Source organism: Streptomyces sp. NPDC001157 (genome assembly GCF_053598255.1).
In genome coordinates this window covers 121,908-144,325 of record NZ_JBSFJW010000012.1, presented here as the reverse complement: position 1 = coordinate 144,325, position 22,418 = coordinate 121,908, and the positions used below count along the sequence as shown (strand labels likewise).

Sequence of the window (22,418 nt, the reverse complement as noted above, 5' to 3'; positions counted from 1 at the left end):
CTGGGTGTGGTGCCAACGGCTGTGCAAGAGTTGGGTTACCCGCGGTTACGCGGACGGCTGCGGACCTACGCCGACGACCTCGCCGATGACGATGACCGCCGGCGGCTTGACCTCCTGCGTCCGCACGGTCTCGCCGACCGTCGCCAAGGTCGCGTCGACGCGGCGCTGGGCGGCCGTGGTGCCCTCCTGGACCAGGGCGACGGGGGTGTCGGCGGGCTTGCCGTGTGCGACGAGGGTCTCGGCGATCTTTCCGATCTTGTCGACACCCATGAGGATCACGAGCGTGCCGGTGAGCTTCGCCAGGGACGCCCAGTCGACCAGGGAGCGCTCGTCGTCGGGGGCGACATGGCCGCTGACCACCGTGAACTCGTGAGCGACGCCCCGATGGGTGACCGGGATGCCGGCCGCGCCCGGGACCGAGATCGAGCTGGAGATGCCGGGGACGACGGTGCACGGGATGCCGGCCTCGGCGAGGGCGTTCAGCTCCTCCATGCCCCGGCCGAAGACGTAGGGGTCGCCGCCCTTCAGCCGTACGACCGACTTGCCCTGCTTGGCGTGTTCGATCAGGGCGTTGTTGATGGCCTCCTGGGCCATGAAACGGCCGTACGGGATCTTCGCCGCGTCGATCACCTCGACGTGCGGCGGGAGTTCGGCGAGGAGGTCGCGGGGGCCGAGGCGGTCGGCGATGACGACGTCGGCCTCGGCGAGGAGGCGGCGGCCGCGAACCGTGATGAGGTCCGGATCGCCCGGGCCGCCGCCGACGAGGGCGACGCCCGGGGTGCGGGTGCGGTGATGGGGCGCCACCAGGGTGCCGTCGCGCAGGCCCTCGACGACCGCGTCGCGGATGGCGGCGGTGTGGCGGGGGTCTCGGCCGCGGGCATCGGTGGTGAGGACGGCGACCGTGACGCCCTCGCTGTGGCCGGCCGCCGGGGTCCAGGCCGTCGCGGCGTCGGCGTCGTCGGAGCGGACGCACCAGACGCGGTGGCGTTCCGCCTCGGCGGAGGCACGGGTGTTCGCTTCCGTGTCGCCGGTGGCGATCAGGGCGTACCAGGCGTCTTCGAGGTCCCCTTCGGCGTACGAACGCTTCTGCCAGGTGATCTCGCCCGCGTCCGCCATGGCTTCGACGGACGGCGTCGCCTCGGGCGATACGAGGAGGACGTCCGCGCCCGCTGCGATCAGGGCCGGGAGGCGGCGCTGGGCCACCTGGCCGCCACCGAGGACGACCACTTTGCGGCCGGTGAGGCGGAGGCCTACGGGGTAGGCGGGGTTTTCGGCCATGAGGGTGCGGCTCCTCTTTACGGCGGTGCAGTGGCCCTGACGTGCGGATTTTAAAGGGCAGGAGGGTTTGGCGGCTCACGTGGTCCAGTGGCTGAGCACCGTGGCCGGGTGCGGGTTCGTGGTCCGTGCACGCCCGTTCCGTCCTGCGGGACGACTGGCCACGGACCACTTACGCCTACTTTTCAGTTACCCCTGCGGAGTCGAAGGTCGCCACCTCGTGCATGGCCCGTGCCGTGCTCTGCACCAGCGGCAGGGCGAGGAGGGCGCCCGTGCCCTCGCCGAGGCGGAGGTCGAGGTCGACCAGGGGGCGCAGGCCCAGCTTGTTGAGGGCGGCCACATGGCCGGGCTCGGCGCTGCGGTGGCCCGCGATGCAGGCCGCGAGGACCTCGGGGGCGATCGCACGGGCGACCAGGGCCGCGGCGCCGGCGCTGACGCCGTCAAGGATCACCGGGGTGCGGAGCGAGGCGCCGCCCAGCAGGAGGCCGACCATCGCCGCGTGTTCGAAGCCGCCGATCGCGGCGAGGACGCCGATAGGGTCGGCCGGGTCCGGCTGGTGGACCTCGATCGCGCGGCGGACGACCTCGGTCTTGCGGGCCAGGGTCTCGTCGTTGATGCCGGTGCCGCGGCCGGTCACCTCGGCCGGGTCGGTGTCCGTGAAGACCGAGATCAGGGCGGCGGACGCCGTGGTGTTGGCGATGCCCATCTCGCCCGTCAGCAGCGCCTTGTTGCCGGCCGCCACCAGGTCGCGGGCCGTCTCGATGCCGACCTCGATGGCCTGCTTGGCCTCCTCGCGGGTCATCGCGGGGCCGGTGGTCATGTCGGAGGTGCCCGCGCGAACCTTGCGGGGAAGCAGGCCGGGGGTGGCGGGCAGGTCGGCGGCGACGCCGACGTCCACCACGCACACCTCCGCGCCCACCTGTCCGGCGAAGGCGTTGCAGACCGCGCCGCCGCCGAGGAAGTTGGCGACCATCTGAGCGGTCACCTCCTGCGGCCAGGGGGTGACGCCCTGCGCGTGCACGCCGTGGTCACCGGCGAAGATCGCGACGGCCGCGGGCTCCGGGATGGGCGGCGGGCACTGGCGCGACAGCCCGGACAACTGCGCGGAGATGATCTCCAGCATGCCGAGCGCACCGGCCGGCTTGGTCATACGCTTCTGCCGCTCCCAGGCCTCGCCGAGGGCCTTGGCGTCCAGCGGGCGGATCTGGGCGACGGTCTCGGCGAGCAGGTCGTGCGGCTCCTCACCGGGCAGGGCGCGACGCCCGTACGTCTCCTCGTGCACGACCCAGGACAGCGGGCGGCGCTTGGACCAGCCGGCCTGCATCAGCTCGGGCTCGTCCGGGAACTCGTCGACGTAACCCACGCACAGGTAGGCGATCACTTCGAGGTGCTCGGGCAGCCCCAGCGCGCGGACCATCTCGCGCTCGTCGAAGAAGCTGACCCAGCCGACGCCGAGGCCTTCGGCGCGGGCGGCGAGCCAGAGGTTCTCGACCGCGAGCGCGGCGGAGTACGGCGCCATCTGCGGCTGGGTGTGGCGGCCGAGGGTGTGCCGGCCGCCGCGGGTCGGATCGGCGGTGACGACGATGTTCACCGGGGTGTCGAGGATGGCCTCGATCTTCAGTTCCTTGAACTGCTTCGCCCGGCCCTTGGGCAGCGACTTCGCGTATGCGTCGCGCTGGCGCATGGCCAGTTCGTGCATGCTGCGGCGGGTGTCGGCGGAGCGGATGACCACGAAGTCCCACGGCTGCGAGTGGCCGACGGACGGGGCCGTGTGCGCGGCCTCCAGGACGCGGAGCAGCACCTCGTGCGGGATCGGGTCGCTGCGGAAGCCGTTGCGGATGTCGCGGCGCTCGCGCATGACCTTCATGACGGCCTCGCGCTCGGCCTCGTCGTAGGCGGGCGCGGCCGGGCCAGTGGACTGTCGTACTTCTTCCACGGCGGCCGTGCTCTCTTCTTCCGGGTCTTCCTGGTCGGCGGCCCTGGTGTCCAGGTCCTCCGCGTGCTGTACGAGTTCGGAGTCGGCCTCCCGCGGGGCGGGGACCCTGACGATCGGTTCCGGCGAGTCCTCCTCCGAGGGGAGGGTGAGGGCGTGCGGCGGGGTCGGGGCGAGGTGCGGGGTCGTCGGCACGGAGCCCTCGACGAGGATGAACTGGCCGACGGACGCGTCCGGTTGCGGGTCCGCGGCGACCGGCTCGGGCGTGTCCGCGCCTGGGACGGACTGCGCCGGGTCCGCAGCCTCGTCGGCCGCAGGTGCAGGTGCGGCCTCGGCGGAGCTTGCGGTCGGCTCGGGGGCGAGGGGCTCTGCGGGGTGCGCCTGGTCCGCCGTGGAACCGGCGTCGGCGGGCTCGGGGGCCGGGGCGGAGAGCGCCGGAGACACGGCGGGAGTGGCCGGGTCGGCTACGGCGACGGCCTCGGGCTGCACTTCGGTCTGAGGCGCGGGCGTCGGAGCGTCCGGGGCGGTCTGGACCGGGTGACCGCTCTGGTCCTGGTGGCCGTGCTCTGCGTCCACGAGGTGAGGCGAGGGCTCGGGGGCGGCGGTTGCGTCTGCCGCCGGTACCACGGGCTGCCCGGGGTGTGCCGGGTCCGGGGCTGCCGGGAACGGGGTTGCTCCGGCGGCCTCCGCGGTCCCCGGCATCTGTGCGGGCGCCTCGGCGGTCTGCAGGGGCTCGACGGGAAGGGCCTGGGCGGGTTCGCTGGCGACGGCCTGGGCGGGCGCAACGACGATGGGCTGGGGCGCAGCCAGGTCGGTGGCGTCAGCAGCTTGGCCGGCATCCGGCGCCACGGTCTGTGCGGCCTCGGGGGCGATTGCTTCAGGTGCCTGTTCGGTATGCAGTGCGGCCGTCTCGGGGAGCTGCCCGGCCTCGGCGACCACTGCCTGGGGGAACTGCCCGGCCTCGTGGGCGACCGCCTCGGGGACCTGCGCGGCCCCTGCCGCGACCGCCTCGGGGGACTGCTCGCTCTCGGGCGCCACCGCCTCCGTGACCTGTGGTGCTTCGGGCGTCACAGCCACGGCGGGCTGCTCGCTGCCGGGCGCAGCCCCCTCGGTGATCGCTGCGCCCTCTGACGTGGCGGCCTCTGTGATCGGTGATGCAACGGGCTCGACCGGTGCGCCCTGTGCCGCGGGCCCCTCGGCGACCGGGGCAGCCCCAGGCGTAAGACCCTCGGCGACCGGTGCGTTCTCAACCGTCGGCGCCTGTGCCGGGGCGTGGGGCGCCTCCGGAACCTGGCCGGCCTGCTGCGCGGGCGCTGCCTCGGGAGTCGGCACGGCCTCGGGTGCGGGCACAGGAGCGGACACGGCCTCCACACCGGGCACGGCTGGAACGGGCTGCCCGCCTTGGGGGGCGAGTCCGGCTCCGGGGATCAGCCCGGCCTCGGGCGCAGAACCGGCCAGTTCGTCCTGCCCGGCGTCCGGGGCAACCGGGGGAACCGCGCCCGGCTGGACGTCTTCAGTGGCTCCCGCCGGAGCCGCCTGCGCGCTGTCCGCGGCGAACTCGCCCGGAGCCCCGTGCCCACTCCCCTGGGCGGGGAATCCGCCGGGAGCGGCGTGTCCGTCCCCGGCGACAGGCCCGCCCTCAGCCGGCGCACCCGCAGCCGCTCCGGCGGCCTGCCCGCCCTCCACGGCGGACACCCCCACCGGAACGTGCCCGCCTTGCGGGCCGTGGGCCACGCCGACGTCACCGCGCTGCGCCGCCGGGGCGGTCTCCGTTGCGATGTGGGCCATGGCGGGCTGCGCGGCGGCCACCGGCTCCGGGCTCGGCTCAGCCGCCGGAACAACCGTTTCCGCAGTCTGTGCCTCGGCGGTCACCGGTGCCCCCGTCTGCGGCGCGGCCTGCACCTGGGCACCCCAAGGGGCCGCGCCCTGCGGGGTCACCTCGCGGAGCTGGGAGGCGTCGAAGTAGTCGGGGCCGGTGGCCGGCGCGGCGGGCTGGCGTACCGGTGCGCCCGCGGGGCCGCGGTCGGCGAGAGAGCGGACCGGGCTTGCCGAGGTGTCGGGGATCGGCGGGCCGAGGTGCAGCGGGCGACGCGGCGTCACCGGCGTGGGCGCGGGCGTCGGGTTGGGGAGGCGGACGCCGCCGAGGTCGACCGAGCCGCTGTCGCGGCCCGCCGTCTCGTGCGGGCCCGGCTCGTGGACGGCCTCGACGACCGGCTCGGGCGCGGGCGGGGCGACCTCGTTGCCCCACGGGCTCTGGGCGCCCGGCAGCAGCAACAGGTCTTCGTCCTCGGCGGTGGTCTCGGAGAGGTAGGTGTACGCACCGTGCGCGTGGACGCCCGGCTGTTCCACCATGCCTGCGCTCTCCGGCAGTCCCTCGCCCGGGACCTGGCCGGTGTCGGTCATGCGTACCCCTCGCCCATCGGTTAGTGCTTCTACGTCCAGCCCACCGGGAGCGGCGCACCGACCGCCCCCGCAGTGAAGAACGAGCGTGCCTGCCCAGCGGCACGAACGACCCGCCCGCAAAAGGCGACAAAGCCATTCAGTGGCATTGTCCCGGCCGTTCCCCCGTCACGACAGGTTGATCCGTGACGACCCGCTGTGGACTGCGCCACGTTGCGCGTCCTCCGGTTCTGCCGTACCGCACCCACCCCAAAAGGGGCGTGTTTTCCGGACATTGACGAACGAAGTGCCGGGCCACCCAGTGCGGTACAACAGTCGGCCAGCCTACCGCGAGCGGTACGACTACAGGATCACCGGGACGGCAGAAACCAGGATCACTGGGACGGCGCCAGGGTCACGATGCGCGCCCCGGGAGCTCCCGCCCGCCACACCCCTCAACGAGGCTCCCCCAGTGCTCAACGCCTGGGGGCACCCCCATCGCGCCGCTCCAATTCTCCTGTGAGCAGGAACGCAACGCTCCGCTCCGTCTCCGTCCAGGCCCTGGTGTCGAGTTCGACGGACTGGATGAGGGCGCACTCGACCTGGTAGCCGTGCTCCGTGAGGTCCCGGCCGACGAGTTCGGCCGCGTCGCGGGTGGCGGCGTGGGTGACGATGCGCTGCGGGCGGCGGTCGGCGACCGCGGAGACCACGGCCGCTCCCCCGCCGCCGACGCGGACGACGTCGGGCTCGGGCAGGTTTTCCAGGACGTGCGGGGCCGTGCCCTGCACGATCTGCAGCTGGACACCGAAGTGCCGGGCGGCGGCGTCCGTGCGGGCGCAGGCCTCCAGCTCACGGTCGACGGCGATGACGGCGGCCCCGGCGCGTGCCGCTTCGGTGGCGAAGGCACCGCTGCCGCAGCCGATGTCCCAGACGAGGTCCCCTACCCGCGGGCCCAGCCGGGCGAGTTGTGCGGCGCGGAGCAGATCCGTCTCGCCCTCGCCGAGCGGGCCGTCGTAGGCCTCGGCGGGCTGGGTCCAGCCGCGCGGTCCTGCGGCCGGGTCGCGGCCGGACAGCCAGCCGCCGCCCTCGCCTGGGACACCGGGTCCGGCGGGTCCGCCGATGACGATGACGACGTTCGGGTCGCGCCAGGTGTGGTCGGGGGCCTTGTCGGAGGTGACGACGGTGACCTGTTCGCGTTCGGTGCCGAGTTCCTCGCAGATGACGAAGGTGCGGTGGACGCCTTCGAGGAGGAGGCCGAGTTCGGCGGGGCCCGCACCGGGTGAGGTGAGGACGGCGACTTTGGTGTGGGCGCGGCACACATTCACTGCGCGTCGCAGGGTACGGCGGTGTGCGACGACCACTTGGGCGTCGTCCCAGGGCATACCGGCGCGGGCGAAGGCCGCGGCCACGGAGGAGACCGCGGGAACGACCTCGACCTCGAGGCCGAACTCGGGTGCGCGCAGGGTTCGTACGACGCCGAAGAATCCGGGGTCGCCGTCGGCCAGTACGACCGCGGTGCCGCGGTGGCCGGCGATGCGGCGGGCGGCGAGGGAGACGCTGCCGAGGCGGATGCGCTCGGCGCGGGGCGGCACTTCGGGGAGCGCCAGGTGGTGGGCGGCACCGGCCACCAGTGTGGCGGCGCTCAGGGCGGAGCGGGCCGCGGCGGTCAGGGGCGAGCCGTCCCAGCCGATCACCGTGACACGGTCGGCCATCGTCGTCGGTCTCCAGGGGTTTTACGCAGGTCGGGCTCCGTGAGGGTACCTGGTGTCAGGCGTGCGCCCTCGAGCCCCAGGGTTCAGTTCCAGTCGGTGAAGGTCGTGAAACCGCCGGTGTCGGCCAGTTGTTCGCTGACTCCGGCCAGGTCCTCCGGCAGCAGGCTCCAGACGATGACGTCGGTGCGGACGTCCGTCCATTCCCCGTCCCCGCCCCGGGCGCGGGCTATCCAGGCGTTGCGCAGGACGCCCTCGCTGATACAGCCGATCTTCTGGGCCACCTGCTGGGAGGCGGTGTTGTCGGCGGCGGTGCGCAGTTCCAGACGTTCGAACTTCTGGTCATGGAAGAGCCACTGTGCGGTGGCTAGGGCCCCCTCGGAGGCGTAGCCCTCACCGCGGGCCCAGGGGGCGATGACATAGGCGATCTCGCTGGAGCGGACACGCCAGTTCGTGTTCTGCAGGTGCACGATGCCGACGAGGCGCTGGGTGAGGAACTCGGTGACGGCGAAGACGATGCCGCGGCCCTCGGCGCGTTCGGCGGGGGCGAGTCGGTCGATCCAGGTGCGGGCGTCGGCCTCGGTGTAGGGGTGCGGGGCGGAGGTCCAGGCGACGACCTGCTCGTCGTTCATCATCTCGGCAAGACCGGTCACGTCGTCCTCGTCGAAGGGACGCAGCACCAACCGCTCCGTGCTGATGGAGATGTTGGGGAAGGTGCTAGTCATGCGCCGCTCCGTAACCTTCGGAAAACCTTCAGGGCCTGCTGAACTGCCCAGCATGCAGCATCAAGGCACGGAACTGCACCACGGGGTCCACCCGCGGTGAGCGAGTGGACCCCGTGCGTGGCGATACGCCGTATACGTGAGGTTAGAAGGACGGGATGACCGAGCCCTGGTACTTGTCCTCGATGAACTTCTTCACCTCGGGCGAGGTGAGCAGCTTGGCGAGCTTCTTCACCCGCGGGTCCTTCTCGTTGCCCTTCTTCACCGCGAGGAAGTTGCCGTACGGGCTGTTCTTCGCGGACTCCAGGACGAGGGCCTCCTTGGCGGGCTTGATGCCCGCGGAGATGGCGTAGTTGCCGTTGACGACCGCGGCGTCCACGTCGTCCAGGGAGCGCGCGGTCTGGGCCGCCTCGACCTCCTTGAAGTTGAGGTTCTTCGGGTTCTTGGCGATGTCCTGGGGGGTCGCTTCGCTGCCTGCGCCGTCCTTGAGCGTGATGAGCCCATTGGCGGCGAGCAGCTTCAGGGCGCGGGCCTCGTTCACGGCGTCGTTCGGGACGGCGATCGTGGCACCGCTCTTCAGCGCGTCGGCCTTCTTGACCTTGTGGGAGTAGAGGCCGAGCGGCTCCAGGTGGACCGTGACGACGGGCACGATGTGGGTGCCGCGCTTCTTGTTGAAGTCGTCGAGGTACGGCTGGTTCTGGAAGTAGTTGGCGTCCACCGAGCCGTCCTCGGTCGCGGTGTTCGGGACGATGTAGTCCTGGAACTCCTTGACCTCAAGGTCGAGTCCGGCCTTCTTCGCCAGGTTCTTCTTGACGAAGTCGAGGATCTCGGCGTGCGGGGTCGGGCTCGCGGCGACGACCAGCGGTCCGCTGTAGTCGGAGGAGCTCGCGGCGGAGTCCGTGCCCGAGCCGCAGGCGGTGAGCCCGAAGGTGAGGGCCCCGGCGGCGAGGACGGCGGTGGTGAGCTTTGCGGTGTTACGCACGAAAAGTGCCTTTCCTGAAGGGTGCAGCGACCCCGCAATGGGTGGTGCGGGGAGTCTGTGAGAGGGGTTACGCGACCTTGCCGACGTCGGTGGTCGCGGCCTCCTCGGGCTTGAGCAGACGGAGCCTGGGCGCCGCGCCGGAGCGCCCGCCGCGCCGGTGCAGCGAGCGGGCCGCGTAGTCGCCGGCGAACTGGATGACCGAGATGACCACGGCGAGGATCGCCACGGTGATCCACATGAGCTCGGTCTCGAAGCGCTGGTAGCCGTAGCGGATGGCGATGTCGCCGAGGCCGCCGGCGCCGACCGTGCCGGCCATCGCGGAGTAGCCGATCAGGGCGACGATCGTGGTGGTGGTGCTGGAGATCAGCGAGGGCAGCGACTCGGGGACGAGGACCTTGCGGACGACGGTCCAGGTGTTGCCGCCCATCGACTGCACCGCCTCGACGAGCCCGCCGTCCACTTCGCGGACAGCCGTCTCGACAAGGCGCGCGAAGAACGGGATGGCCCCGATGGCCAGCGGCACGATGGCGGCCTCGCGACCGATGGTCGTGCCGGTTATCCAGCGGGTGAAGGTCATCAGGGCGACCATGAGGATGATGAACGGCATCGAGCGGGCGACGTTCACGATCTGCCCGATGACCCTGTTGGCGAGGACGTTCTGCAGCAGCCCGCCGCGGTCCGTGAGGACGAGCAGGATGCCGAGCGGGAGCCCGCCGACGACGGCGATCAGCGTGGACCAGCCGACCATGTAGAGGGTGTCCCAACACGCCTGGGACAGCAGCGGCGACATCTCCGACCAGGTCACAGCTCGGCACCTTCCTTGAGCAGTACGGGCTCCTGGCCCAACACGTCGATCTGCAGGCCCTGTTCGCGCAGGAAGCCGATCGGCACGACGTTGTCCTCGTAGCGGCCGGGCAGTTCGAGGCGCATCCGGCCGACCTGGAGTCCGCCGACGGTGTCGATGGCGGCACCCAGGATCGAGATGTCGATGTTGTAGGTGCGCGAGAGCTGCGAGATGACCGGCTGGGTGGCGGCCTCGCCCTGGAAGGTCACGTCGACGACGGTGCGGTCGTCGTCGCCGGTGGCCTCGCCGCCCACCGGGAAGAGAGCGGAGGCCAGCTCGGAGCCCGGCGTCGCGAGCAGCTCGCTCACCGTCCCGGACTCGACGATGCGTCCCTTCTCCATCAGCGCCGCCGAGTCGCAGATCGACTTCACGACGTCCATCTCGTGGGTGATGAGCAGGACCGTCAGACCCAGCTGCCGGTTCAGGTCGCGCAGCAGCTGGAGGATGGAGCGGGTGGTCTCCGGGTCGAGGGCGCTGGTCGCCTCGTCGGACAGCAGGACCTTGGGGTCGCCGGCCAGGGCGCGGGCGATGCCGACGCGCTGCTTCTGGCCGCCGGAGAGCTGGGCGGGGTAGGCCTTGGCCTTGTCGGCGAGCCCGACGAGGTCGAGGAGTTCGAGGGCCTTCCTCGACCGCTCCTTGCCCGACTTGCCGAGGATCTCCAGCGGCAGCTCGACGTTGTCCTGGACGGTCCGCGAGGACAGCAGGTTGAAGTGCTGGAAGACCATGCCGATATGGCTGCGGGCCTGGCGGAGCTCCTTGCCGGCTCGGGGGCCGCGCCCCGCCAGGGCGGTGAGGTCCTGCCCGGCGACGGTCACCGTCCCGGCGGTGGGCCGCTCCAGCAGGTTGACGCAGCGGATGAGCGAGGACTTGCCGGCGCCGGACTGGCCGATGACGCCGTACACCTCGCCTTGGCGGACATGCAGGTCTACGCCGTCCAGGGCGGTGACCTCTCGGCCGCGTGAGCGGTAGACCTTGGTCAGGCCTGAAGTCGTGATCACTGGGTTTCCGTCACTGTCGAGTACGCGGGCGTGGGTGTGCCCTGGTACGGAAGGGAAAGTCATGCGCGGGTGGCTCGGTCACATACGGCAGACGGCGTACGGACATGCCACGGCGGCTCGCTTCGGGGCGCGAGGCTCAGGGGGGTGGTGCAGGGGCCCTCTAGAAGGCGCGCATTCGACACATACAACGAGCACCGGGCGTCATGGTCGCCTCGGTCGCAAGGGTGCGGCAGCTCGTCGTGGTCATGCGATCAGTAAAGCAGACGTATCGGAGCGACCAAGACCCGCTGTCCACATGGCGGACAGTGGTGGACGGGTCAGGGCGGCGTCCAGCCGCTGGGCCGGGCCGGGCGCAGCAGGTCTTTTGGGCCGTATTAAGGTCGCTCCATGCTTGATGCCCTGACGCTGGTGACCGGCGTCGCCGCGCTGCTGCTCGCCGCCTGGTGCGGGTGGGCCGCCTACCGCGACCAGCCGACGAAGGACTGGCACTTCATCGGCATGGCCGTGGTGTCGCTGCTGGCCGTGGTGCAACTGGCGATCGGGATCGTGCTGCTGGCGCGTGGCGAGAAGCCGGAGCAGGGCACGACGATCTTCGTGGCGTATCTGCTGGGCGCGTTCGCGTGTGTACCGGCGGCGGGCTTCATGTCCCTGGCGGAGCGCACCCGTTGGGGTTCGGTGACGGTCGCCGCCGGCGGTATCGTCCTGGCCGTTCTCGAAGTGCGGCTCTACGACATCTGGGGAGGCTGAGGTGACCTCGGTGCAGGAGAAGCCCACGAGGACGCGGCTGATCAGCGGGCCGGGGATGCTGCTCGTCTGGTTCTACGGCGTCATGGTCGTCGGGGCCGTTTCACGCTCCGTGTTCCAGATCGCGACCGAGTTCGACCGGGCACCGCTCGCCTACTCACTGTCCGCCGTCGCGGGTGTCGTCTACGGCTTCATCACGTACTCGCTGGTCCGCGGCGGCGAAACCGCCCGCAAGGCGGCACAGTGGTGCTGCGCCGCCGAACTCGCGGGTGTGCTGATCGTCGGTACCTGGACCCTGGTCGAGCCGTCCGCCTTCCCGGACGCGACGGTGTGGTCGGACTACGGCATGGGGTACGTCTTCATCCCCGTACTGCTGCCGCTGTCCGCGCTGTACTGGCTGCGCAGGAACCGCACGGTCACGCAGTAGCCACGTACGCCTCGGCCGGCTTCTCCAGGACGATCATCGGTACCCCGTCGTTGCCCTGCGAGGTGCCCACGGCCTGGTAGCCCACGCGACGGTACAACCGCAGGTTGCCCTCGCTGCGGTGGCCGGTGTGGAGGCGGAACACCTTGGCGCCGCGCTCCTCCGCCAGCGCCGACTCGGCCGCGCGCAGCAGTCGCGCCCCGATGCCGTGGCCCTGGAGGCGGGGGTGGACGCAGAGCTTGCCGATGGAGGCGGAGCCGTCCTCGGTCACGCGGCCGCGGACCGAGCCGACGACCTCCTCGCCGAGCCGCGCCACGAAGACGCAGTCGGCGGCCACCTCCTGGCGGACCGAGTCCAGGCTCTGGACGAGCGGGTCGATGCGGTAGTTGCCGTACAGCGCCGCCTCGCTCTGGAAGCACAGGTACTGGAGCCTGAAGATCTGCTCTGCATCCTGCTCGGTCGCCACCGAGATGGTCACGCTCATGCCCATGTGCGCACGCCTCCCGCTCACCTGATCGCCACGTTGTCCCTCACTCCTATCCCCGCGGTTCGCGGGCCGCAACCTCCGGCGAGAGCAAACGACGGAGACATCCCAGGCATCTGGAACGTTCCGGGCCGAGACTGCCCTGTGAGATACCCAACTCCCCCGCGATTTCCCGGTATGTCAGATCCTTCGGGGACAGCAGGGCCTCCATCAGGCTGGGGCAGCGGCCGGGCAGGCGGCGGACGGCATCCCGCAGGGCCCGGCGGCGGGCCGCCGCGAGGGCGAGCTGTTCCGGGTCGCGGTCGACGTCGTCGGCCGGCTCGATGTCGTACGGCCGTTCGTGTCGGGTCGTACGGCGGGTGCGGCGCGCCTCGGAGCGGACGGCGCTGCGCAGCCAGCGCTGGGGATCGACGGGCGGGCCGTCCGCCTCGAGATGTTCCAGGAGGCGGAGCCAGACCGCCTGTTCCAGGTCACCCGGCTCGGCTCCGGAGGCATGCGCCTCGGCGGAGGCCTCGGCGGTGAGCAGCGGGCGCAGAGCGGCAACCAGGTCATGCGTCATATGCGGTTCGACGCGGCCGCCCGGGCCCGCGTTGCCCGGACGACCCACTGTTCACCCCAACCGGGGCCGGGGGCTCAGCCGTTGACGAAGTCCTCGCGGGCCAGCACACCGGTGTCGGCGTTGTCCGTGAAGACGCCGTCGATGCCGGTGGCGAAGTACGTCTCGAAGGCGCCGAAGGGGTCGCCGTACCCGTCCACGGCCGTGCCCTTGCGGAAGTCGGCTGGCAGGAACGGGTTCTCGTTGCGCATGGTGTACGGGTGCAGGATCAGGCCGACCTTGTGCGCGTCCGCGACGAGGGTGGTCGGCTTGTCGAGGCTGCCGTCCGCCTTCTTGGTGATGATCAGGTCGAGGGTCGGGCCGAGGCCCTGCGCGTAGCCGGCTATCTCCCGCAGGCCCTTCGGGGTGATCAGGTCGGCGACGGTGCGCGGGTCACCCGCCTCGACGAAGTCCCAGGGACGGGTGTTCGCGGCGGACAGGAGCACCACCAGCGGGTTGTCGACCAGCTTGTTCAGGCGCTGGATGCTGCTCGGCTCGAAGGACTGCAGGATGACCGGCGAGTTCCGCCTGTCCTTGCCGTACTTGTGCAGCAGCTTGGCGACCCGCTCCTCCAGGCCGAGGCCCAGCTTGCGGAAGTAGGTGGGGTGCTTGGTCTCGGGGTAGATCCACACCTGCTTGCCGCGCTTACGGGTCTGCTCGTCCTGCCACTTCAGGACCTCTTCGAAGGTGGGGATCTCCCAGCGGCCGTTGTAGAGCGTGTTGTGCGGGCGGTTGGCCGGAATGCGCTCGATCGCGCGCAGCGTCTTCAGCTCCGCAAGGGTGAAGTCCTCGGTGAACCAGCCGGTGACGGAGACGCCGTCGAGGACCTTGGTGGTCTTGCGGTCGGCGAACTCGGGGTGGTCGGCGACGTTCGTCGTCCCGCCGATCTCCGGCTCGTGGCGGCAGACCAGATGGCCGTCCTTGGTGGGGACCAGGTCGCCCGCCTCGACGACGTCGGCGCCCAGGTCGAGGGCCAGGTTGTACGAGCCGAAGGTGTGCTCGGGCCGGTAGCCGCTGGCTCCGCGGTGGCCGATGATCGTCGGCTTGGGCAGGCTCTTCAGCCCGCCCTTCCCGTAGCTCGCCTCCGCGGCTCTCGCCGTACCGGACAGGCCGAGTACGGCTCCGCCCGCGCCGAGTACCGCCGCGCCGAGGAGCGCCCGTCGTCCGGTGCTGCCTGTCTGCTCGTTCTCCTGCGTTCCCATGAGCGCCTCCCCTGACGTCGGCTCGATCTGTTCTCTCAGCGCGCCGATCGTAGGGGCGTGGACATGACGCGAGGGAGGCGCTGGCCGGAACATGCGGGTGACTCGGGATGTCGTATGGGTCGTACCGGGAACGAGAGCCGATGAGCGGTGAAGGGGCCCGCGTGGCTCGCCCGTTCGGCGGCGAGTCGTCCGTCACATAGTTCCGGGCTGTTACCGGCGGGCAACCTGGCGTCACCGCAGGTAAACCTGCGTCAACAGTGCGTAAGACCTCGGTGAACCCGATGTGCAAGACCCCGGGAACCGCGAGTATCGTCCTCACCTGCACATACTCATACCGAATCCCTTGACACCGGAGGGCCCGTTGTCCCGCTTCGCGCTCATCAAGGCAGTGCTCGGACCGATCATGCGCCTGATGTTCCGCCCACGGGTGGAGGGCGCGGAGCACATCCCGGGTGACGGTCCGGTCATCCTGGCCGGCAACCACCTCACCTTCATCGACTCGATGATCCTGCCGCTCGTGTGCGACCGGCAGGTGTTCTTCATCGGCAAGGACGAGTACGTCACCGGCAAGAGCCTCAAGGGCCGGCTGATGGCCTGGTTCTTCACCGGCGTCGGCATGATCCCGGTGGACCGCGACGGCGGCCGGGGCGGGGTCGCCGCGCTGATGACCGGGCGCCGCGTGCTGGAGGAGGGCAAGGTCTTCGGGATCTACCCCGAGGGCACGCGGTCGCCCGACGGGCGGCTGTACCGGGGGCGCACCGGTATCGCGCGGCTGACGCTGATGACGGGGGCGCCCGTTGTTCCCTTCGCGATGATCGGCACGGACAAGTTGCAGCCGGGCGGGGCGGGGATGCCCCGCCCCGGGCGGGTCACTGTTCGGTTCGGTGAGGCGATGGAGTTCTCCCGTTACGACGGGATGGACCGGGATCGGTATGTGCTGCGGGCTGTTACCGACTCCGTGATGGCTGAAGTCATGCGGCTGTCCGGCCAGGAGTACGTGGACATGTATGCGACCAAGGCCAAGGAAGCCGCGTAGGGGTTCGTTGTCGGGTGCGGCTTGTCTGTGGCTGGTCGCGCCCACGCGGTTGAGCCGCAAATCGATACAGCCCCGCGCCCCTTAAGAACGGCTGTCCAACCGTTGGTCTCGCAGCATGAACCAGGCTGCTGCCGCCGCCACCAACAGAACCGCCGCGCCCACGCCCACCGCGAGGTTGAGGCCGTTGACGAAGGCTTCTCGCGCCGACGTCAACATCTCCTGGGCTGCCTGCGACGGCATGCCCGACGCCGACTCCACCGCGCCGCCCAGTGACTCATGCGCCCCTGACGGCGTTCCCGCCGGAGCGGCGAAGCCGCGGTAGATGCCCGTCACGATCGACCCGAGTACGGCGATTCCGAGGGCCGCGCCCAGTTCGTACGCCGTCTCCGAGACCGCCGACGCGGCGCCTGCCTGCTCCTTCGGTACGGAGGAGAGGATGACGTCGGCCGTCACCGTGAAGGAGAAGCCGGCGCCCACTCCGACCACCAGGAGCGCGGTGCCGAGGAGCGGGTAGCCGGTCGACTGGTCGATGACGGTCAGGGCCGCCAGGGCGAGGCCCACCGCTGCCAGGCCGCCCGCTACGACTGCCCGGACCGAGAAGCGGCGGGCCGCACGTCCGGCGACGAGACCCGCCGCCACCGCGCCGACCGCGGCGGGCAGTTCGGCAAGGCCCGCCTCGAACGGGTTCCTGCCCTGGACGAGTTGCAGGTACTGGGAGAGGAAGAAGACCAGGCCGGAGAGGCCGAGGATGGTCAGCAGGTCGGCCAGGACCGCGGCGCTGAAGCCGCGGTTGCGGAACAGACGCATGTCCAGCAGCGGGGTGGGGAGCGTGAGCTGGCGGCGGATGAACCAGTACAGCGCCGCCGCGCCCAGTGCGCCCGCGGCGAGCGCGGGCCACTCGAAGCCGTGAGTTGCGGCCTCCTTGACCGCGTAGACGATGCCGATCACACCGACCAGGGACAGGGCGACGCTCGTCAGGTCCCACGGGCCCGGGTTCGGGTTGCGGGACTCGGGCAGGGTGCGGATGCCGACGAGGACCAGGACCGCCATCACCGGCAGGTTGATCAGGAAGACCGAGCCCCACCAGAAGTGTTCGAGGAGGAAGCCTCCTGCGATCGGACCTATTGCCGTGCCCGCGGATGCGGTCGCGCCCCAGATTCCGACGGCCAGGCTGCGTTCGCGCGGGTCGTGGAAGAGGTTGCGGATCAGGGCGAGAGTGGCGGGCATGAGGGTGGCGCCCGCGACGCCGAGCAGGGCGCGGGCCAGGATCATCAACTCCGGTGTCGTCGCGTAGGCGTTGAGGACCGATATCGCGCCGAACGCCGTCGCACCGCCGAGCAGGATCCGCTTGCGGCCGATGCGGTCGCCGAGGCTGCCCATCGAGACCAGCAGGCCCGCGATGACGAAGGAGTAGACGTCTCCGATCCACAGGAGCTGGGTACCGGACGGCTTCAGGTCCTCGCTGATGTAGGGGGTCGCGAGACCGAGGACGGTCGCGTCGACGGCCACCAGCAGCACGGCGAGCACCAGGACGGAGAGCGCGAGCCAGCGGCCCGGGCGCTTCACCGCCTCGGTCGTGGTCGCCGGCTGCAGGGTGCTGGTCATGATTCCTCTCTCCGTAGCGCGCCGCCGAGCAGGAGCTCGGCGACCATGTGGGTGAAGTCCTTGGGGGCGACGCGGCCGTCGTGCATGGCCCAGGCGCACGAGGCGATCAGGCCGTAGAGCGCCTCCGTGAGCCAGACAGGGGTGAGATCGATACGGAACTCGCCCGCTTGCTGTCCGCGGACGAACAGCGCACCCATGCGGGTGTCGAGCCGCTGCCAGCCCGCGTCCTGGCCGGCTTCCCAGAGCTGGCTCTCGCCGTACAGGAAGGCGAGCAGTCCGGCGGCGGGCTGAATCTCGCTCACCAGCCGGCGCACGGCCTCGCTCGCGGTTCCCTCGTCCAGCCGGGCGGCGTCCAGCGCCGCCTCGCACTCCGCGATGCCGAGCGCCTCCAGCGCCCGCACCAGTGCGTCACGGCCCGCGAAGTGGCGGTGCAGGGTGGCACGGCTGATGCCGGCAGCCTTGGCGACCTCGTCCATCGTCGCGGTGGACTTGCGGGTCAGCAGGGCTGCGGCGGTGCGCAGGACGTGGTCACGATCGACGGCCATGAGACAACCATAGCGCATATGAGACATTGATGTCTCATTGCGGGCGTGAGCGTCTCACGAAGGCAAGGGTCCTGCCGGATTTCAGTGCCAGGGCAGCTGTCCGCGCTGCTCCCAGTAAGCCTGCGGCTTCTCCACCAGTTCGGCGAGGCGGGCCAGCTGGTCCTCGTCCAGGTCCACGACCGCCGCATGCAGGTTGGAGGCGAGCTGGGTGGCGGTCGCGGCGCCGGAGAGCACGACTCCCACCCAGGGCTGGCGCAGGATCAGGGCGAGCGCCACCGCGTCGCAGCCCAGAGACGTTTCTGCAGCTACGGCCTTCAGGGCGTCCGGCGCATATGGGTCAGCGAGGCGGCCGTTGGCCATGCCCTCCTTGACGATCACCGTGAGACCGGCGTCGTGCGCCTCGGCGAGAGCGGGAGCGGCCGAGGTCTCCAGGACGTTGTACGTCGACTGGACGGTACGGAAGAGGGGTTCGCCGTCGACCGTCACGGCGAGGGCGGCGCGGATGGCGTCGGCCTGCGCCGGGCCGCTGGTGGAGAAGCCGATGGTGGTGCCCTCGGCGGCCGCCTCCGCCAGCTTGGCGTGGAGTTCCTTGTCGGTGAGGGCCCGGCTGTCCGGGGTCACCGAGTGGATCTGGTAGAGGTCGAGTCGGTCGCCGAGCAGTTCGGCGGTCTCGGCGCGCTGGCGCTCGTAGGTCTGCAGGCTGTGGTCCTTGACCTCGTGCGTCTCTGCGTCCGCCGACCAGCCGGCGGTGTAGGTGTAGCCCCACTTGCTGCCGATGACCACGTCGTCGATGTCGGGGCGGGCGTTCAGCCAGTCGGCGAGGAACTCCTCGGAGCGGCCGTAGGAGCGGGCCACGTCGAAGTAGCGGACGCCCTGCGCGTAGGCGGCATCGAGGAGTTCATGGGTGCGGGTGCGCATCGCTTCGGCGCTGCGGTTGTCTCCGAGGTCCTGATCCCGGCCGAGGTTGATGTAGCCCGGGCGGCCGACGGCGGCGAGACCCAGTCCGATGTGCGCGGTGGGCGTGGTCGCGTGGGCCAGGCGGCTGAAGGGCATGGTGGCTCCCTGCACGATCGGCGGAGGAGATCCCGCATCAGGAGTGGGATCTCGCACCAATCTACCCAGCCTCGTGCGGTTCAGCCCGCCCTGATCAGACGCAGCGCGGCACGAACGCAGGGTCGGCCGGCCCCTTGCGCCCCAGGGCGTTGAGCACCCATTGCTCGACCAACGGCGACTTGGGGGCCTGGTCGTGCTCGGTGGTGTCGAGCGGGCAGCGGTCCTGGAGGAGGACGTCGGTCACGTACGAGTCCGGGCTCTTGAGGAAGGCGCTGGTGTACGGCACAACGACCTCGTCGTACTTGGTCGCGATCGCCGTGTAGTCGGGGCCCACCGGAGCCTCCGGGTCGGAGTTGAGCTTCTGCAGGAAGTCCGAGCCGGCGGTCTGGTCGACGCAGGACGGGCAGACGGTGGCACCGGCCGCGAGGGCAAGCGGGTTGGTGGTGCCGTGGTTGGACGGCACGATGCCGACGAGGTCGTCGACCTTGGTCGCACCGCCGAGGAACTTCACGTAGTAGCGGGGCATCATGCCGCCCTGGCTGTGCCCGACGATGTCGACCTTCTTGGCGCCGGTCGCGCCGAGCACGGCGTTGACGAAGTCCCGCAGCTCGGCCGCCGAGTCCGGGATCGGGGCGGTCTCCAGGCCGCCGTACTCGAAGGAGAAGACGCAGTAACCGGCGTTCGCCAGCGCGGGCGAGAGGGTGAGCCAGTTCTCGTACGAGGTCTTGAAGGTGCCGTTCACCAGGACCACCGGCTGTGGATGGGCGGAGTCCGGCTTGCAGGACCAGTCGTTGGCGCCGGGTGGAGGAGGGTCGGCGGCGCCCGCGGGAGCGGTGAGCCCGAAGGCGCACAAGGCGGCTATGGCGGTGACGGCGAGAAGGCGGGCTGTTCGTCTGGTACCTCGGGCGCGCATGACGTCCCTTTCATGCTCGGCTGCGATCGACCGTCGTTCGGCATTGTCGACCGGATAACCGGAATGGTTACCTCCGAGTAGAGCTGCGTCAAGGTTTCGGACAGTGGCCGAATCTCATCCGTTACCAAGCGGTCCGGGCAGCACGAAGGGCCCGGACGCGTCGTCCGGGCCCTTCTGTGCGCTGCGGCGCGGCCGTCAGGCCTGCTTGGCCGTTGCCCATGCGTGCTGTGCCGCCACGTCCGCCTTCACCTCGGCCAGCTGGATCGCCACCGCGCTCGGGGCGGTACCTCCACGGCCGCTGCGGGAGGCCAGGGCGCCCGGCACGTTCAGGACCGTCCGGACCTCGGGGGTCAGGTGGGCGGAGATCTTGGCGAACTGGTCGTCCGTCAGCTCGTCCAGTTCCTTGCCCTCGGCCTCCGCGGCCTTCACGCACTCGCCGGCGACCTCGTGTGCGACGCGGAACGGGACGCCCTGCTTGACCAGCCACTCGGCGACGTCGGTGGCGAGGGAGAAGCCGGCCGGGGCCAGTTCCTCCATGCGCTCACGGTGCACGGTGAGGGTGGCCATCATGCCGGTGAACGCCGGGAGCAGGATCTCCAGCTGGTCGATGGAGTCGAAGACCGGCTCCTTGTCCTCCTGGAGGTCGCGGTTGTACGCGAGCGGGAGCGCCTTGAGCGTGGCCATGAGGCCGGTGAGGTTGCCGATCAGGCGGCCGGACTTGCCGCGTGCCAGTTCCGCGATGTCCGGGTTCTTCTTCTGCGGCATGATCGACGAGCCCGTGGAGAAGGCGTCGTGCAGGGTCACGAAGGAGAACTCCTTCGTGTTCCAGATGATGATCTCCTCGGCGATCCGGGAGAGGTTCACGCCGATCATCGCGGCGATGAAGGCGAACTCCGCCACGAAGTCACGGGACGCCGTGCCGTCGATGGAGTTCGCGGAGCTGCCGTGCTCGAAGCCCAGGTCCTTGGCCACCGCCTCCGGGTCCAGGCCGAGGGAGGAGCCCGCGAGGGCGCCCGAGCCGTACGGCGAGACCGCCGTCCGCTCGTCCCACTGGCGCAGGCGCTCCGCGTCCCGGGACAGGGACTGGACGTGCGCGAGGACGTGGTGGGCGAAGAGGACCGGCTGGGCGTGCTGGAGGTGGGTGCGGCCGGGCATCGCCACGTCCGGGTGGGCCTCCGCGAGGCCGATCAGGGCGTCCTGGAGCTCGGCGATCAGACCACCGATCGTCCGGGCGTGGTCCCTCAGGTACATCCGGAACAGGGTGGCGACCTGGTCGTTGCGGGAGCGGCCGGCGCGGAGCTTGCCGCCGAGGTCCGGGCCGAGCCGCTCCAGGAGGCCCCGCTCCAGGGCGGTGTGGACGTCCTCGTCGGCGATCGTGCCGACGAAGGAGCCGTCGGCCACGTCGGCTTCGAGCTGGTCGAGCCCGGCGATCATGCGCTGCAGCTCGTCCTCGGTGAGAAGCCCCGCCTTGTTCAGCACGCCCGCGTGCGCACGAGAACCGGCGATGTCGTACGGCGCCAGCCGCCAGTCGAAGTGGACGGACGCGGACAGCTTCGCCAGGGCCTCGGAGGGGCCGTCGGCGAACCGGGCGCCCCAGAGCCGTACGTCACCGCTGTTGCTGCTCACTTGCGTTGCTCCTAGGGAGGGTGTGGATGTGACCGCGGGCCTTGTGGCCTTATGCGAGGTCCCGCTTGGCTGCGATCTTCGACGACAGGCTGTAGATGTCGATGAAGCCCTTGGCCGCGGCCTGGTCGAAGGTGTCACCAGTGTCGTACGTCGCGAGGTTGAAGTCGTAGAGCGACGTGCTGGAGCGGCGGCCCGTCACGACCGCGCGGCCGCCGTGCAGGGTCATCCGGATGTCGCCGCTCACGTGCTGATTCGCTTCGTTGATGAAGCCGTCCAGCGCGCGCTTGAGCGGGGAGAACCACTGGCCGTCGTAGACGAGTTCGCCCCAGCGCTGCTCCACCTGGCGCTTGTAGCGGGCGAGTTCGCGCTCGACCGTGACGTTCTCCAGCTCCTGGTGGGCCGTGATGAGGGCGATCGCGCCCGGGGCCTCGTACACCTCGCGGGACTTGATGCCGACCAGGCGGTCCTCGACCATGTCGATCCGGCCGATGCCCTGGGCACCGGCGCGCTCGTTGAGCTGCTGGATCGCCTGGAGGACGGTGACGGGCCCGCCGTCGATGGCGACCGGTACGCCCTGCTCGAAGGTGATGATCACCTCGTCGGCCTCGCGCGGGGTCGCCGGGTTCGAGGTGTACTCGTAGATGTCCTCGATCGGGGCGTTCCAGATGTCCTCCAGGAAGCCCGTCTCGACCGCGCGTCCGAAGACGTTCTGGTCGATGGAGTACGGGGACTTCTTGGTGGTGGCGATCGGGAGCTGCTTCTCCTCGCAGAAGGCGATCGCCTTGTCGCGGGTCATCGCGTAGTCGCGGACCGGGGCGATGCACTTGAGGCCGGGGGCGAGGGCGACGATGCCGGCCTCGAAGCGGACCTGGTCGTTGCCCTTGCCGGTGCAGCCGTGGGCGACCGTGGTGGCGCCGTGCTTCTGCGCGGCGGCGACCAGGTGCTTGACGATCGTCGGCCGGGAGAGCGCGGAGACCAGCGGATAGCGGTCCATGTAGAGGGCGTTGGCCTTGATCGCCGGGAGGCAGTACTCCTCGGCGAACTCGTCCTTGGCGTCGGCCACTTCGGCCTCCACCGCGCCGCAGTCGAGGGCGCGCTTGCGGATGACGTCCAGGTCCTCGCCGCCCTGGCCGACGTCGACCGCGACAGCGATGACCTCTGCGCCCGTCTCCTCGGCGATCCAGCCGATGGCGACGGAGGTGTCCAGACCGCCTGAGTAGGCGAGCACGACGCGCTCGGTCACGGGGTTCTCCTCACGCTGCATTCACTGACATGCATGAGTATGCAGTGCTCTGCATGATTCGTCAATCGACCTCGGGCGGCGAGCGGTGTGGAGAAGTTCTGCAGGG

19 protein-coding genes are annotated in these 22,418 nt (G+C 70.6%); 3 read left to right on the top strand and 16 right to left on the bottom strand.

Annotation, left to right across the window (positions count from 1 at the left end):
- Positions 1–45 precede the first annotated feature (45 nt).
- From cobA to ACWDAG_RS22660, 7 genes are all read right to left on the bottom strand, one after another.
- Complete coding sequence (gene cobA, locus ACWDAG_RS22690; protein WP_450697370.1) at positions 46–1,278, bottom strand: uroporphyrinogen-III C-methyltransferase; 1,233 nt, start codon at positions 1,276–1,278, stop codon at positions 46–48.
- A 175-nt stretch (positions 1,279–1,453) separates the two neighbouring features.
- Positions 1,454–5,611 carry a nicotinate-nucleotide--dimethylbenzimidazole phosphoribosyltransferase gene (cobT, locus tag ACWDAG_RS22685; protein WP_450697369.1) on the bottom strand — a complete coding sequence of 1,386 codons (4,158 nt, stop codon included), beginning with the start codon at positions 5,609–5,611 and terminating at the stop codon, positions 1,454–1,456.
- A 452-nt stretch (positions 5,612–6,063) separates the two neighbouring features.
- Positions 6,064–7,299 (bottom strand): precorrin-6y C5,15-methyltransferase (decarboxylating) subunit CbiE, encoded by a 1,236-nt coding sequence (gene cbiE, locus ACWDAG_RS22680; protein ID WP_450697368.1) that lies wholly within the window; start codon positions 7,297–7,299, stop codon positions 6,064–6,066.
- Between the two features lie 83 nt (positions 7,300–7,382).
- Entirely contained in the window at positions 7,383–8,021 is a 639-nt protein-coding gene (locus tag ACWDAG_RS22675; RefSeq protein ID WP_450697367.1) for a GNAT family N-acetyltransferase, read from the bottom strand.
- Between the two features lie 142 nt (positions 8,022–8,163).
- A complete protein-coding gene (locus ACWDAG_RS22670; protein WP_450697366.1) occupies positions 8,164–9,000 on the bottom strand; it encodes a MetQ/NlpA family ABC transporter substrate-binding protein in 837 nt (278 codons plus the stop codon).
- A gap of 67 nt (positions 9,001–9,067) precedes the next feature.
- On the bottom strand, positions 9,068–9,805 hold the full coding sequence (locus tag ACWDAG_RS22665) for a methionine ABC transporter permease (protein WP_450697365.1): 738 nt from the start codon (positions 9,803–9,805) through the stop codon (positions 9,068–9,070).
- Positions 9,802–10,842, bottom strand: a complete 1,041-nt coding sequence (locus ACWDAG_RS22660; RefSeq protein WP_450697364.1) for a methionine ABC transporter ATP-binding protein — start codon at positions 10,840–10,842, stop codon at positions 9,802–9,804. The genes ACWDAG_RS22665 and ACWDAG_RS22660 overlap by 4 nt, the downstream gene beginning before the upstream one ends.
- Before the next feature lie 387 nt (positions 10,843–11,229).
- Between ACWDAG_RS22660 and ACWDAG_RS22655 the strand changes: the two genes are divergently transcribed.
- Positions 11,230–11,589 carry a hypothetical protein gene (locus ACWDAG_RS22655; RefSeq protein ID WP_450697363.1) on the top strand — a complete coding sequence of 120 codons (360 nt, stop codon included), beginning with the start codon at positions 11,230–11,232 and terminating at the stop codon, positions 11,587–11,589.
- Position 11,590: 1 nt separating this feature from the next.
- Positions 11,591–12,013 carry a hypothetical protein gene (locus ACWDAG_RS22650; RefSeq protein ID WP_450697362.1) on the top strand — a complete coding sequence of 141 codons (423 nt, stop codon included), beginning with the start codon at positions 11,591–11,593 and terminating at the stop codon, positions 12,011–12,013.
- Here the strand turns inward: ACWDAG_RS22650 and ACWDAG_RS22645 are convergent.
- From ACWDAG_RS22645 to ACWDAG_RS22635, 3 genes are all read right to left on the bottom strand, one after another.
- Positions 12,003–12,500 (bottom strand): GNAT family N-acetyltransferase, encoded by a 498-nt coding sequence (locus ACWDAG_RS22645; RefSeq protein ID WP_450697361.1) that lies wholly within the window; start codon positions 12,498–12,500, stop codon positions 12,003–12,005. The two genes, ACWDAG_RS22650 and ACWDAG_RS22645, sit on opposite strands and share 11 nt — an antisense overlap.
- A gap of 46 nt (positions 12,501–12,546) precedes the next feature.
- Positions 12,547–13,053, bottom strand: a complete 507-nt coding sequence (locus tag ACWDAG_RS22640) for a sigma-70 family RNA polymerase sigma factor (RefSeq protein WP_450697360.1) — start codon at positions 13,051–13,053, stop codon at positions 12,547–12,549.
- A 74-nt stretch (positions 13,054–13,127) separates the two neighbouring features.
- Positions 13,128–14,291 carry a glycerophosphodiester phosphodiesterase gene (locus ACWDAG_RS22635; protein ID WP_450697359.1) on the bottom strand — a complete coding sequence of 388 codons (1,164 nt, stop codon included), beginning with the start codon at positions 14,289–14,291 and terminating at the stop codon, positions 13,128–13,130.
- Between the two features lie 361 nt (positions 14,292–14,652).
- On the opposite strand from ACWDAG_RS22635, the gene ACWDAG_RS22630 reads away from it, so the two are divergent.
- Complete coding sequence (locus tag ACWDAG_RS22630; protein ID WP_361259634.1) at positions 14,653–15,327, top strand: lysophospholipid acyltransferase family protein; 675 nt, start codon at positions 14,653–14,655, stop codon at positions 15,325–15,327.
- Positions 15,328–15,408: 81 nt separating this feature from the next.
- Here ACWDAG_RS22630 and ACWDAG_RS22625 read toward each other — a convergent pair whose 3' ends face one another.
- The 6 genes from ACWDAG_RS22625 to ACWDAG_RS22600 all read right to left on the bottom strand — a co-directional run bounded on the left by ACWDAG_RS22625 (position 15,409) and on the right by ACWDAG_RS22600 (position 22,312).
- Positions 15,409–16,932, bottom strand: coding sequence for an MFS transporter (locus tag ACWDAG_RS22625; protein WP_450697358.1), 1,524 nt, complete (start codon positions 16,930–16,932; stop codon positions 15,409–15,411).
- A complete protein-coding gene (locus ACWDAG_RS22620) occupies positions 16,929–17,477 on the bottom strand; it encodes a TetR/AcrR family transcriptional regulator (protein WP_450697357.1) in 549 nt (182 codons plus the stop codon). Before ACWDAG_RS22620 ends, ACWDAG_RS22625 begins: the two co-directional genes overlap by 4 nt.
- A gap of 81 nt (positions 17,478–17,558) precedes the next feature.
- Complete coding sequence (locus ACWDAG_RS22615) at positions 17,559–18,530, bottom strand: aldo/keto reductase (RefSeq protein WP_450697356.1); 972 nt, start codon at positions 18,528–18,530, stop codon at positions 17,559–17,561.
- Positions 18,531–18,624: 94 nt separating this feature from the next.
- Positions 18,625–19,443: an alpha/beta fold hydrolase gene (locus tag ACWDAG_RS22610; protein ID WP_450697355.1), complete on the bottom strand. Its 819-nt coding sequence runs from the start codon at positions 19,441–19,443 to the stop codon at positions 18,625–18,627.
- Positions 19,444–19,638: 195 nt separating this feature from the next.
- Positions 19,639–21,069 carry an argininosuccinate lyase gene (gene argH / locus ACWDAG_RS22605; protein WP_450697354.1) on the bottom strand — a complete coding sequence of 477 codons (1,431 nt, stop codon included), beginning with the start codon at positions 21,067–21,069 and terminating at the stop codon, positions 19,639–19,641.
- A 49-nt stretch (positions 21,070–21,118) separates the two neighbouring features.
- Positions 21,119–22,312: an argininosuccinate synthase gene (locus ACWDAG_RS22600; protein ID WP_450697353.1), complete on the bottom strand. Its 1,194-nt coding sequence runs from the start codon at positions 22,310–22,312 to the stop codon at positions 21,119–21,121.
- Between the last annotated feature and the right edge of the window lie 106 nt (positions 22,313–22,418).